Below are 13,563 nucleotides of genomic sequence, written 5' to 3'. Positions count from 1 at the left end.
CTATTGTTTTATGAAAAAGTTTTGAAGAATATCACCCACATAATAAGCTACCACGGCTGCAAGAAGCCCCAAAGCGACTGTCTCTGCAATACTTTTAATAACCGAAGTCTGATTTACTAAAGATTTCAAAGCCCCAATCACTACAAAAGCAAGCCCTGTAAGAAAACTGGTCCAAAAGAAAATATCAATAGAGGAAGGGTAGAAAAATGTCCAGAGATAAATCAGAAGTGGGATGAAACCGATTATAATAAAAGAGAAAAACGTAGCCAGACCGATTTTAAATGGACTTTTTGTTTCTTCCATTAGGCTGAGCTCGTCTTTCATCATCTCGGCCACCCAGAGGTCTTTATTGGAAGTGATTTGATCTACTACTTGCTCCAATAACTCTCCCTTGAACCCCTTCGCCTTGTATATGTCCACAATCTCCTGACGCTCTGTCTCAGCTAGATTTTCTACTTCCCAGTACTCAATTGATTCATGTTTTTTAAAATTTTCTTTGTCACTTTTGGCTGATAAATATGCCCCTACAGACATAGAGAAGCCATCTGCAAGTAAATTGGCAAAGCCCAAAATTATAATAACACCGGAATCAAGATCGGCACCGAATCCACCGGCGACTACAGCAAATGTGGTGATAGCTCCGTCAATTCCCCCATACACAAACTCCCGGAGATATTCTTGAAGTTTTTTGAAATACTTACTATCTTGGTGAATGCGTGTTTCGTTCATTAGTTGAGGTTTTGAAGGAAAAATCTCTTCACGTTTTCTCCCATTACAGCTTTGATTTCCGGTTCGCTAAAGTCTGCATTCATCATTCCTTCTACCAAAAGAGACAATCCTGTAATGTCAAAAGGCACAGTGACAGCTCCGTCATAATCCGAGCCCAATGCTATGTGCTCTACGCCTACCAAATCCCGAACGTGCTTTATGGAAGCGATAATATTTGGCAACTCAGGTACGCCGACTGCTTCATCAAAGAAGGCGATGCCGATAATGCCTCCGTTAGCGGCTATTTTCTGAATTTGAAGATCACTTAGGTTTCTTTGAGAATCCAATACAGATTTGACGCCTGTATGGGAAACCATCACCGGTTTGTCTGTCATAGCCAGTACATCCTCTACAATCGCAGGTGAGCAGTGTGCCAGGTCAACCAAAATCCCTAACTTATTCATTCGATGGACTACAGATTTACCAAAATCAGTAAGCCCCTCTTGACTCAGCCCGTGAGCTGAGCCACCAAGTTTATTGTCAAAAAAGTGGGTTAGTCCAATCATTCTCACTCCCGCTTCGTAGACTCGGTCAAGATTATTCAGATCCCTTTCCAGCGCATGTGCTCCTTCGATTCCCAGCATGGCTCCTATAAGAGCTTTATTATTTTTTCTGTCAGTGATAAGCTTGTTTAGATCTGATTTACTTTTGATAAAGATTGCCCTATCCTCCTCGTCTTCTATGAAGCCGGCCAATTTTTCAGATTGGGAAAGCGTGCGGTTGATCAGGCTAAACCAATTGGCGGGAGATTCGCCTTTGGCGATAGTGAGCGGAGTGATATTGTCAAAGGCATCGGAGCTGTTGCTTTGCATGTTTTGCCCGGCAGGTGACTTGGATACTATGGTAAACATCTGTAAGGCTACGTTAGCTTCCCGCATACGCGGAAAATCAACATGTCCCCGATTGCCTCTTTTGTTCAAGTCTCTTCCCCAAAGCAAGGCATCGCAATGTAGGTCTGCAATGAAATCCAGCCGGTCATAGACGGTTTGCGCTTCGGCGGATACAGAATAGGGTGGAGGTGATTTGACAGGATTTCGTTGGGATTCTATATAAGGGGGGACAATTAGTGTGGCGGCAAAATAAAGCAGCACTACAGTTCCCAAAACAATGATTGTTTTCTTCATAACAAGTGATTACACTTTTGAAGATAATGAAAAATACAACGGAATCGTAACAGGTATATCCTGCTTAAATCTCTCCTAGTTTTTCTTCTCCTGTCATTATTGGGCTTAGATTTTTCAGTTCTTCCGAAGTGAAAAGTTTGGATCGGATCATAAACCTGATTCCCATCGGAATCTCTATGGAAAAGCTGCTTCCTCTTCCCGGGACGACATCCAAAGTGAGTTGTGTATGCTTCCAGTATTCAAATTGATCTGCACTTATGAAAAAATCGCAGCTATACACTTCACCTAACCATATGTCCTGACTTCCTACTTTGAAATCTCCTTTTTCAAAGCACATAGGAGAGGAACCGTCACAGCATCCGCCGCTTTGATGAAACATCAATTCGGAATTGAAACGCTTTCTGAGTGTGTCTATTACCTCTTTTGCGGCATCCGTGATGAGGACTCTTTTGATTGATCCCATGGTTTAGTTGGTTTGGTGAAACTAAAGAAAGGCAGAAGAGAGTTCTCCTGCCTTTACCGGTTTTAGAAATTGACAATTTAAAAGAATCCTAGTTTCTCTTTGTTGTAGGAGATGAGCATATTTTTGGTTTGTCTGTAATGGTCGAGCATCATAAGGTGATTTTCTCTCCCGAAGCCTGATTTCTTGTAACCGCCAAATGGAGCATGTGCAGGATATGCATGATAGCAGTTTACCCACACCCTTCCTGCTTGGATAGCACGGGGGACTTGGTAAAGCTCATGAGCGTCTCTTGACCACAATCCTGCTCCAAGACCGTACATTGTGTCATTGGCGATCGCTATGGCTTCCTCTGTGGTCTTGAAGGTAGTCACGCACGTAACCGGACCAAAGATCTCTTCTTGGAAAATGCGCATTTTATTGTTGCCTTTGAAAATAGTTGGTTTGATGTAGTACCCTGTTTCCAGTCCGGAATTCAGGCCTGCACTCTCTCCTCCGCACAGTGTCACAGCACCTTCCTGTTTGCCTATGTCCAGATAGGAAAGAATTTTCTGATATTGATCATTGGAGGCTTGGGCTCCCATCATGGTGTCTTCCGCCAATGGATGTCCCATTTTGATTGCTTTGGTCCTCTCTATGACGCGCTCCATGAATACATCGTAAATATCTTCATGAACTAGGATTCTGGAAGGGCAGGTACATACTTCTCCTTGATTCAAGGCAAACATCACAGCTCCTTCTATAGCTTTGTCAAAGAACTCATCGTCTGCATCTGCTACAGATTTCATGAAAATATTCGGTGATTTTCCGCCCAGTTCCATGGTGACGGGAATTAGGTTTTCGGATGCGTACTGCATGATGAGGCGTCCTGTGGTGGTTTCCCCAGTAAATGAAACCTTGGACACTCTATTGGATGAAGCGAGCGGCTTGCCTGCCTCTACCCCAAAGCCTGTGACTACATTGAGTACTCCCGGAGGAACGACGTCGCCAATAAGTTCCATGAGTACCATTATGCTGGCAGGAGTCTGCTCAGCAGGTTTTACCACTGTACAGCATCCCGCCGCCAGAGCAGGGGCAATTTTCCATGTAGCCATGAGCAGGGGGAAATTCCATGGGATAATCTGCCCGACGACCCCAAGAGGTTCGTGCAAAGCAATACTTACGGTGTGCTCATCATGTTCAGATATAGTGCTCTCATCGGCTCTGATGACTCCTGCGAAGTATCTGAAATGGTCTATGCAAAGTGGGAGATCAGCTGCTCTTGTTTCTCGAAGTGCCTTACCGTTATCGACTGTTTCCAGTCTAGCCAGCATTTCAAGATTTTCTTCCATGATGTCGGCGATTTTGTTCAGTACTCGACTTCTTTCTGCAGCAGAGGTTTTAGACCAAGTCTTGAAAGCAACATGAGCGGCATCGATTGCTTTTTCTATGTCTTCCTTGTTACCTCTCGCGGCCTTTGTGAATGGCTTTCCATCGATAGGGGAAATATTGTCAAAGTATTCTCCTGAACTGGGGGCTACCCATTTTCCGCCAATAAAATGATCGTATTTGTCCTTTACAGAAGGACGGTCTACAGGTTTGGATTGGGATAATGTTAACGTTGTCATATCACACGGTTATTTTGGTTATGATCAAATTTCCAAATTTCCCGTTATTAAAAATTACACTGGAACAACATCCCATCCACCTGAGTTGATTAATTGGGTAGTGCTTGCTTAGGGTTAAATGATTTAGGGGACACTATCCGATTTCAGAAAGCATTTAATTATTAGTATTTTAAAGGCATGACCCAAAATGATTTTATTGCCGGTGTTCCTTGGAGGAATGCCAGGGACTTGAAAACGCTGGTAGAGAACAGAACTACTTACACATTGGATAACTGTGAGTTGAATATCTTCGAGACTCACCAGCAGGCCGATGATGTCAATTTGGTCTTTGGAGATCTGGTGCTGACTACTATGCTAAAAGGCAAGAAGGTAATGCACCTGTTTGATCGGCCGGGCTTTGAGTATTTGCCGGGTGAATCGGTGATCGTCCCGCCCAATGAAGTGATGAAAATTGATTTTCCTGAAGCTCGCATCAACAATCCCACGCAATGCATAGCCCTTTCGATATCAAAAGAGATGATTGAAGCCACTTTTAACTTATTGAATGAGAAGTTCCCTGATAAAATGATTAAAAAAGACTGGGGCTTGGATCTCAATTATTTTCATTTAATCAATACTCAGGATCTCTCCGAAATCATCAACCGCTTTATTAGAATAGGAGTGAAGGACGGTTCTAGAGAAAAAGACCTAATCGCTTCGTTAGCACTCAAGGAACTTCTGATTAGGCTGACCCAGACTCAGGCTCGGGATATGATGGAGAAGTTTTATAAAGAATTGGCTGCGGGAAACAGAATGGCACATGTCGTCGATTATATTAAAAAGAATATTCGGGAATTAATTTCTCTGGAGGAGTTGGCTTCCCAGGCATGTATGAGCAAAGCTCATTTTATTCGCACGTTTAAGTTGGATATGGGACTGACTCCGATGGGATTTGTACTTCAAGAACGATTGAAGCTTTCAAAACAGTACTTGATTTTAGGTGGATTTCAGATTCAGGAAGTTTGCTATATGTCGGGATTTCGCAATATCACGTATTTTATCCGCGCTTTTAAGGAGGAATTTGGCGTGACACCAAAAGTATTTCAGTCCAATAAAACTTAGTTATCGTGAAAATTTGCATAAAATAATTATTTGTTTTTGGGCGGTTTGAAACATTTTCACTATGTTTAACAAAATATAAAGATCAAAAAAACAAATACACAGCAAGGATTACGAAAGTATATTTGGTTTTAGATGATTGACAATAGACCCACTCTAGGGGGCTTTTACTAAAAAGGCTCCCTTTTTTTATGCTTATTTTTTTTAACATTATGTTAATATGAAAAAATTTGGTTTAAAAAACCTTTGATTTAGATCAAAAATGTGTTGAAGTCTGGAAATTCGGTTAAAAATAGTTAAAGAGTCGTTGTTTGGTGTTTTAGACTGAAAATTTGGCGTAGCTGGAAAAGCCTTCTCTAAAATTCTGAAAAGGTAGTTTTTGAGCTTTAAAATACTGGAAAGGTTTGACGGTTAATTGTACCCGGTCGATTTGGGGTTTTGTCTTTTGCAGTTTGAAACCTATGCATACTACTAAACTTCTTGTCTTGAGTGCCAGATTCTGTCGTCAGGATACATTTTACTGTGGAATAGCTACAATATTACAGAAATTAGGTAGTTGGTTTACCTTGCTCAACGAACCTCTAAGCCCTACTTTCGAAAAGGAATAATTGAAAGGCTTCAGAAGTGTCAAAATATCCTCAGGCAGATACCCTCCGGCTATGCAGGCATCCTTGTTTATTTCCAGAAGAATAACGGGACGGTTTTGTTTCAATGTATTCAGAGCGCCTTTTAGTACCTGAAGTTCGGCTCCTTCTACGTCAATCTTCAAAAAATCCACTTTATTGATTTTCAGTGATTTTAGCTGCTCATCCAGTGTGTCAAGCTGGATTTTTCCGGATTCGATACTGAATTTTTCCGTATTGTAAATGGTGTTTGTCCCTTCGTTGGAATCGGCACTGGAATAGAGAATGACTTCTCCTTTTTGATCTGATAATCCTAGTTTTATAGGCGTAATGGTTTTGTGGAATGATTTATTGAGCCGGATGTTTTCAGCCAATTGATCAAAAAGTTGCTGCATAGGTTCGAAAGCAACGACTCTTCCTTTTGCACCAACTTTTCTGGCTGCCCAAAGTGAGTATTCACCCTGATTGGCACCCACATCAATGAATGTATCTCCCTTTTTCAGGGCCTTTTCCAAAACAAAAATGGGGGCCCAGTCATGGGCACCGCGCCAATAAATCGCATTGCCCATTTGCTTTGCAATATCCACTTTCATCACTACGCTCCTAAATTTGAAATTTCTCCAGTTTTCACCTTGACTCGAAGATTTGAAGAATTTTCGAAACAATTTTGTGACAAAAAAGCCGCCCGGAATCACATATAAATTTCTCGAAATTTTACTTAATAAGTGCTCCATTAGTTGGTGTATGACTGACCTGTAAATTGTTCCAAGGACTCAATTAATTTCTGCTCTCTAAGCTGTAGAGAATAATTGGCTTGGATATGAAGTCGTGAATTTAGGGAAAGTAAGTCTTTGTTGACACTGTTGAGGGCTTTATCCATAATCGGAATAGCAGCTTTCAGTGATTTTTCGGTAATGATAAAGCCTGAGTTCCCTACAATTTTTGGTATGTGATTCGTGCCGGAACCTATTGGAATTGCTCCACAAAGCATGGCTTCGCATAGAGCGCAGCCGAATCCTTCAAAACTGGAAAGCTGAAAGTAAAACTCACTTTTCTGATACCAACTGAGCAATTCCTCCGAGGTGAGAAATCCTAGGAAATGCACATTGTCAGTCTTTTTATGTGTTATTTCTAAGGTTTTAATCCCTGCAAAATAGAAGTTGCTAGTTGGATACTTCTTGGCAATCTCAAGAATCAGATCCCCTCCCTTAAGCTTAAACTGAGAAGGAGACATTACTGCCAAAAAGCTGTTTGCTATTCTTTTTGGCTTGTCGGGCAGGAGCCACTGAGTATCATCGAGTCCATTGTAAATTGTTTTTAGCGGAACGGTAAGCTTGGGGAAATGATACAAAAGACCCTGTTTTCTCGAAGTGATCGCCGGATCAAAAAGCAGTTCCGTTTCTATCAAAGATTCGCTTACCGGGAATATTGCATCAGCTTTGTGGTAGCTGAATTTGCATATTCGCTTCAGTAGACTGATGCGAAGGCTGCCGTAATTTATTTCGGGAATACTAGCACAATCAGTTCCATGGGTGACAATAAAGACTTTCTTTCTAAATACCTTGCCAAAGACAATCCCCCAAAATGCCCAATATCCCCCAAAATTGACGATAATTAATTTAGCCCCGAATATGTTTGTGAGCATGGAGAAAAATTGGGCTATGAAATTAAGTGGAGCAAGTTTTTTATTGCTCCAAGGCTGGTTGATGACCCGAACATCAAAATAGTTGCGCAGAATCCTTATGTCACTTTTTACAAATGACTGCGTGGATGGTGTTACATACACTAGTTTGGTTCGGCTCATTTAGTTTTATTGGACTTTGCGTGATTTGAGTGGCCTGATTCGTCACGAATTATCTAGAAGAGTTTTAACTTCCTTTTTTAAAATCGGAAAATATTGACTGATAATTTTCAGAATAATTTCATAGGATATGTTTCCATATTCATGTGCTATGATGTTTCTAGCATTAATAATTTTGTCTCTTCCACCTCCTCTTTGAAATATGGATTGCGAATTGCTTCGCGTTCTATGAGATCGATATTACGGTTAAAAAGATCTTCCAATGCAAATTTGAATTCGAAAAAAATTGTAGCAAAATCCTTAATATTCAACTTGTCAAAATCGATCAAAAAATCCAGATCGCTTTCATCATTGAAAGAAGTAGTCATCACAGAGCCAAAGACAAAGAGCTGCTTTACTTTGTGTGTTTTACAAAGTAAGTTTAGTGCTTCCCTATTTTTCTCTATGAGATCCATATGTCAAAGATAAGCTGAAACAAATTAACACGAAAAAAGCTCAACCTGTTATAGCTTGAGCTTTATCTATTGATTTTAAGATTTTTAAACCACCAAATTCACGATTTTTCCCGGAACGATGATGATCTTTTTAGGGGCTTTTCCTTCCAGCCATTTCTGTACCGTCTCGTCACCCAAGGCCGCTTCTTGGATTTGATCTTTGGTGAGGGAAAGGTCTAGGTTGATCTTCGCTCTCATTTTTCCATTGATCATTACCGGATATTCGAATGCACTTTCTTTCAGATGACTTTCATCAAATGTAGGAAATGCAGATTCGGTGATAGATTTTTCATTCCCTAAAAGGCTCCACAATTCCTCAGCGATGTGAGGAGCATAAGGCGAAACCAAGAGGGCTAGAGGTTCGAGAATTTTGCGCTTATTGGATTTAAGTGCGCTTAGTTCGTTTACACAGATCATAAAGCTGGATACTGAAGTATTGAAGGAGAAGTTAGCCATGTCTTCCTCCATTTTTTTCAGTGCCTTGTGAAGGGCTTTGTATTCTTCCTTGCTTGGTTCGGCATCCGATACCTGGAACTCACCTGAATTGCTGTGATAAAGATTCCAAAGCTTACGGAGAAACTTGAATACTCCGTCGATTCCGTTGGTGTTCCAAGGTTTGAATTGCTCCAAGGGGCCCAAAAACATCTCATACAGCCTCAAGGTATCCGCGCCATATCGTTCGATGATATCATCCGGATTGACCACGTTGTATTTTGACTTGGACATTTTTTCCACTTCAGATCCGCAGATGTATTTGCCGTCTTCCAGGATGAATTCGGCATCTGCCAGATCAGGTCTCCAGGCTTTGAATTTATCCAGGTTCAACTGATCGTTGTGGACGATGTTGACATCCACATGCATCGCAAATGAGTCGTATTGGTCCCGTAGTCCGTAGCTCACAAATTTGTTGGTGCCTTTGACTCTATATACAAAATTTGATCTTCCCTGGATCATGCCTTGGTTGATCATCTTCTGGAAGGGCTCATCTACGCTCACTACTCCAAGATCGTAAAGGAACTTGGTCCAGAATCTGGAATACAATAAGTGACCGGTAGCATGCTCAGATCCCCCGATGTATAAATCTACAGCTCCCCAGTAATCTGTTTTCGCTTTGTCGGCAAATTCAGTTTCATTTTTAGGATCAGTATATCTGAAGAAATACCAGCTTGATCCTGCCCAGCCAGGCATAGTGCTTCTTTCAAGAGGGAATTCACCATCCGGAGTTTTGTAGTTCCAGTCTTTCGCTCTTGCAAGTGGAGGTTCTCCATCTTCGGTAGGCAGGTATTTGTCTACCTCCGGCAATACCAAAGGCAAATCTTTTTCTTCAATCAAATAGGGTAATCCTTCCTTGAAATAAACCGGAAGCGGCTCACCCCAATAACGTTGTCGGGTGAAAATCGCATCCCGCATCCGGTATTGGATCTTACCTTTTCCTATGCCTTTTTCCTCTAAAAATTCTATGGCTTTGTCCATAGCATCCTTCATGTACAGATCTGAGATAAAGCCGGAGTTGATGATCAAGCCACCTTTCCCCGGAAAAGAGCCTTCTTCCATGGAGCCGTCGATCACTTGTCTGATCTCAAGTCCGAAGTGCTTGGCAAAGTTGTAATCCCGCTCGTCATGTGCAGGTACAGCCATCACGGCACCGGTACCATAACCTGCCAAAACATAATCGGCTACCCAAACTTGGATTTCTTCACCGTTGAATGGATTGATCGCATAGGATCCTGTAAATGCACCTGAGATGGTTTTGACATCACTCATACGCTCGCGTTCCGAACGGTTTTTGGCTACTTCAATGTACGCTTCCGCTTTTTCGCGTTGATCTTCAGTGATCAGAGCCGCTGCCAGATCGCTTTCCGGTGCCAAAGCCAAATAGGTGACACCATATATAGTATCCACACGGGTAGTAAATACCTTGATGGTTTGTTCTGAGTCTTTTACTTGGAAAACCACATCAGCTCCGATGGATTTACCAATCCAGTTGCGCTGCATTTCTTTGATCGGTTCAGACCAATCGACTTTTTCCAAGCCTTGCAATAATCTATCTGCGTAGGCGGTGATCCGCATAGACCACTGCATCATCTTTTTACGCTCCACCGGATGGCCGCCACGCTCGGAGAAGCCTTCTTTTACTTCATCATTGGAAAGTACTGTTCCCAGTGCCGCACACCAGTTGACTGTGGTTTCGGCTAGAAATGTCAGTCTGTATTTTAGAAGTGTTTCCTGCTTTTCTTTTTCGGAGAAAGCATTCCACTCTGCAGCGCTGAACTTTTGAGTATCTTCATCACAAACAGCCTTCACGTTGGCATTTCCTTCTTTTTCAAATCGTGCAACCAAAGACTCAATGGAAAGTGCTTTGTCCGCATCCTGATCATAGTAGCTATTGAAAAGCTGCATAAAGATCCACTGCGTCCACTTATAGTAGTCTGGATTAGAGGTTCTTACCTCTTTGCTCCAGTCGAAAGCAAAGCCTATGTTTTTCAGTTGTTCAGTATAACGGGCAATGTTTTCTTCCGTAGTGATCGCAGGATGTTGACCTGTTTGAATCGCATATTGCTCCGCAGGTAGTCCAAAGCTGTCATAACCCATCGGATGAAGAACGTTGAATCCCTTCAACTTCTTAAATCTACTGACGATATCCGATGCGATATATCCCAGCGGATGCCCTACATGGAGTCCGGCACCTGAGGGATAGGGGAACATGTCGAGAGAATAGAATTTAGGTTTGTCCGGGTTTACCTTGGCAAGGAAAGTTTGGTTGTTTTCCCAGTATGCCTGCCATTTTTTCTCGATTTCTCTAAAATTGTACTCCGCCATGATTGAATTATTCGTTATTTTTTAGCTGAACGCCTGCAAAAATAGAAAAATTGCCGGGCTTTGGAATTCAAATTCATAATTCCTCCCAACATCCATTTTTTCCTTTGGTCATTTTTGTCAGAATTGATGAAACATTTTTAATATTTTACATCTCAACCTAGCCACTAATCCTATGAAATCGAGCAGGACTAAAAAGTCACACAGATGCATGATTATGCGCCCTGCGAGATTCTCCCGATGAAAAATCGGGACATGCTATATGGCCACTGAAAAACAATTATAAACATATGAAATCGAGCATGTCGAAGACGACACACAGAGGGATGGTTATTCGCCGTGCGAGATTCCATCTGACCATTAAAAATCAAAATATAAACAGATGAAATCAACTTTACTATGCCGCTATATTGGGTTATTCTTTTTTATGATACTCCTGACTCCGCACTCTTTTGCTCAAAAGAGAATGACCCCAAAGAGAATCACCGAACTCAAGCAAGAAGCCGTACTTCTGGTAGATCAGAAAGCTAAAATGAGTCAGGTGATGGTGGATAAAATCTTCAGCTTTGCTGAATTGGGCTTTCAGGAAATTGAATCATCCAAGTACTTGACCGAAATACTCCGTGAAAGTGGTTTTGAGATAGAAATGGGTGTCTCCGGTATTCCTACGGCCTGGTTTGCTACCTGGAAAAACGGGGAGGGACCGACCATTGCACTGGGTTCTGACGTGGATAACATTCCCAAGGCCTCCCAATATCCGGGCGTAGCTTATCATAAACCGATTGTGGAGGGAGCTCCGGGACATGGAGAGGGGCACAATGCAGGGATTCCTTTGAATATTACGGCGGCTTTGGCGGTGAAGGAGATTATGGAGCGTGAGAATATAGGCGGTACGCTTGTGCTCTGGCCGGGAATTGCGGAGGAGCTGGTGGCAGCCAAAGCTTGGTACACTAGGGACGGTTTATTTGATGGGGTGGATATTTGTATTTTCACCCATGTTGCAAATAATCTTGGGGTGAGCTATGGACAAACTTCGGGTACCGGACTGATCTCTGTGGAATATACGTTCTCAGGCGAGGCGGCTCATTCTGCCGGAGCTCCCTGGAGGGGGAAAAGTGCGTTGGATGCTGCTGAGTTAATGAATGTAGGCTGGAATTATAGAAGAGAGCATTTAGATCCTCTGAAGCGTTCACATTCGATTTTTACAGACGGGGGTGATCAGCCCAATGTGGTTCCTTCCAAAGCTTCCATTTGGTATTATTTCCGGGATGTGAACTATGAAGGAATAATGGAAATGTATGAGATGGCCAATAAAATGGCGGAGGGGGCAGCACTGATGACCGATACTGAAGTGACTTCAAAAATTCTCGGGACAGCTTGGCCGCGACATTTCAATAAAACCATTGCTGAGAAAATGTATGCAAATATTCTTGAAGTGGGCTTGCCTGAATGGTCTGAGGCAGATCAGCAATTGGCCAAAGCAGTGCAAACTGAATTGGGGGTTAAAAAAGTGGAAGGTTTACCCACCAAATTGGATACGCTTGGATTGCCTGTCAAGGAACCGAGGTCAGGAGGCTCGGATGATATAGGAGATGTTTCTTGGGTAGTTCCTACGGTTACGTTGAGATTTCCGTCCAATATTCCCGGACTTCCGGGACATCACTGGAGCAATGCGATTGCGATGGCAACTCCTATTGCACATAAAGGAGTGACTGCAGGAGCCAAAGCTGAGGCGATGACAATTTTGGATTTCTTGCTTCAGCCGGAATTGGTGGACGAAGCCTGGGATTATTTCAAAAATGTGCAGACAAAGGAGACAGTATACAAGCCTATGATTTCTGCGGATGATGAAGCTCCTATTTACCTGAATAAAAGGATTATGGACCAATTCCGTCCGGAAATGGAAAAGTTCTATTACGATGAGGCTAAGTTTGACACTTATTTGGAGCAATTGGGAGTGGTTTATCCAACACTTAAAAAAGATTGATGTTGAAAGCACAGTAGAAGTTTACAGTGCTATGATTTTCCGGTTTTTAAGTTTTCAACGTAATGAAAAGTGATTTATCAGAAGTAATAGTTCGTAAAGCTTCGCTTGAAGAGCTTCTTTGGGTGCATGAACGCATCCCGGAGTTTGGAGGCATGGGAGACTTGGATCTTTATAGAAAAAGATTGGAGGGCAAGAGACATTTGTCCCTGGTAGCTGAAATAGAAGGTGAATTGACGGGATTTAAGGTTGGGTATCAAAGTGACAAACCCAAGGTCTTTTATTCTTGGATGGGCGGTATTATTGCTGGGTTTAGAAGGAATAATGTAGCGACCGCTCTGGCAGAGTATCAGGAAAATTGGGCAAGAAATAATGGATTCGAAGAAATATTCTTTAAAACCAGAAATCGACTTCCTCCAATGATCAACTTCGGGTTACAAAGAGGGTTTAAGATTATGGAAGTAATCCGAAAAGGGGGCGTGGATGATTATCGGATTGTAATGATGAAAAGATTGTAGAATTTGAAGAGTGAAAATGGCGGAGTTAATCTTTCAACCTGCATTATGCATTAGCATTTCTATTGCGACCAATAATTGCTTCAAAATCAGTCACTGCGTTGCAATTTTCGACTTCACCATAGCGGTGCTATGCCTCAGTCTCCAAACAGCCTGATTTTATTGCAATTAATGGTCTCTTAACGAAACCTAATGCAAAATCCGGGTTCAATTTTCCGATTTTTAAATATTCCAATTCAAAGCCCTACCTTTGAGGCTTAATTCACCCAGCG

At 42.1% G+C, this 13,563-nt stretch carries 12 protein-coding genes; 3 read left to right on the top strand and 9 right to left on the bottom strand.

Translation table 11 applies throughout. The annotated features are described in order from the left end of the window. The 4 genes from ID165_RS17960 to ID165_RS17945 all read right to left on the bottom strand — a co-directional run bounded on the left by ID165_RS17960 (position 1) and on the right by ID165_RS17945 (position 3,959). The gene (locus ID165_RS17960) at positions 1–729 is read right to left on the bottom strand and encodes a VIT1/CCC1 transporter family protein (protein ID WP_192346638.1); all 729 of its coding nucleotides are present in this window, start codon (positions 727–729) and stop codon (positions 1–3) included. After that, positions 729–1,892, bottom strand: coding sequence for a dipeptidase (locus ID165_RS17955; RefSeq protein ID WP_192346635.1), 1,164 nt, complete (start codon positions 1,890–1,892; stop codon positions 729–731). Before ID165_RS17955 ends, ID165_RS17960 begins: the two co-directional genes overlap by 1 nt. Before the next feature lie 64 nt (positions 1,893–1,956). Continuing rightward, entirely contained in the window at positions 1,957–2,355 is a 399-nt protein-coding gene (locus ID165_RS17950) for a DUF779 domain-containing protein (RefSeq protein ID WP_192346633.1), read from the bottom strand. A gap of 77 nt (positions 2,356–2,432) precedes the next feature. After that, entirely contained in the window at positions 2,433–3,959 is a 1,527-nt protein-coding gene (locus ID165_RS17945; RefSeq protein ID WP_192346630.1) for an aldehyde dehydrogenase family protein, read from the bottom strand. A gap of 177 nt (positions 3,960–4,136) precedes the next feature. On the opposite strand from ID165_RS17945, the gene ID165_RS17940 reads away from it, so the two are divergent. Then, on the top strand, positions 4,137–5,060 hold the full coding sequence (locus ID165_RS17940) for an AraC family transcriptional regulator (RefSeq protein ID WP_192346628.1): 924 nt from the start codon (positions 4,137–4,139) through the stop codon (positions 5,058–5,060). Positions 5,061–5,574: 514 nt separating this feature from the next. Here the strand turns inward: ID165_RS17940 and ID165_RS17935 are convergent. The 5 genes from ID165_RS17935 to leuS form a co-directional block, all read right to left on the bottom strand. After that, on the bottom strand, positions 5,575–6,414 hold the full coding sequence (locus ID165_RS17935) for an FkbM family methyltransferase (protein ID WP_192346627.1): 840 nt from the start codon (positions 6,412–6,414) through the stop codon (positions 5,575–5,577). Continuing rightward, positions 6,414–7,484: a glycosyltransferase family 4 protein gene (locus ID165_RS17930; protein ID WP_192346625.1), complete on the bottom strand. Its 1,071-nt coding sequence runs from the start codon at positions 7,482–7,484 to the stop codon at positions 6,414–6,416. Before ID165_RS17930 ends, ID165_RS17935 begins: the two co-directional genes overlap by 1 nt. Positions 7,485–7,526: 42 nt before the next feature. Continuing rightward, a complete protein-coding gene (locus ID165_RS27155) occupies positions 7,527–7,613 on the bottom strand; it encodes a hypothetical protein (protein ID WP_225587153.1) in 87 nt (28 codons plus the stop codon). A gap of 17 nt (positions 7,614–7,630) precedes the next feature. Continuing rightward, a complete protein-coding gene (locus ID165_RS17920) occupies positions 7,631–7,936 on the bottom strand; it encodes a nucleotidyltransferase family protein (protein ID WP_192346623.1) in 306 nt (101 codons plus the stop codon). An 84-nt stretch (positions 7,937–8,020) separates the two neighbouring features. Then, positions 8,021–10,795, bottom strand: coding sequence for a leucine--tRNA ligase (gene leuS, locus ID165_RS17915; RefSeq protein ID WP_192346621.1), 2,775 nt, complete (start codon positions 10,793–10,795; stop codon positions 8,021–8,023). 379 nt (positions 10,796–11,174) lie between these two features. Here leuS and ID165_RS17910 point away from each other — a divergent pair, with 379 nt between their 5' ends. Both ID165_RS17910 and ID165_RS17905 read left to right on the top strand, forming a co-directional pair. Continuing rightward, positions 11,175–12,779, top strand: coding sequence for an amidohydrolase (locus ID165_RS17910; RefSeq protein ID WP_192346619.1), 1,605 nt, complete (start codon positions 11,175–11,177; stop codon positions 12,777–12,779). 62 nt (positions 12,780–12,841) lie between these two features. Beyond that, positions 12,842–13,294 carry a GNAT family N-acetyltransferase gene (locus ID165_RS17905; RefSeq protein ID WP_192346617.1) on the top strand — a complete coding sequence of 151 codons (453 nt, stop codon included), beginning with the start codon at positions 12,842–12,844 and terminating at the stop codon, positions 13,292–13,294. The last annotated feature ends 269 nt before the right edge of the window (positions 13,295–13,563 follow it).

It is taken from the genome of Algoriphagus sp. Y33 (genome assembly GCF_014838715.1).
In the GTDB taxonomy this organism is placed as follows: domain Bacteria; phylum Bacteroidota; class Bacteroidia; order Cytophagales; family Cyclobacteriaceae; genus Algoriphagus.
The sequence above is the reverse complement of the archived record's forward strand: the minus strand, read 5'-3'. Positions and strand labels throughout refer to the sequence as shown.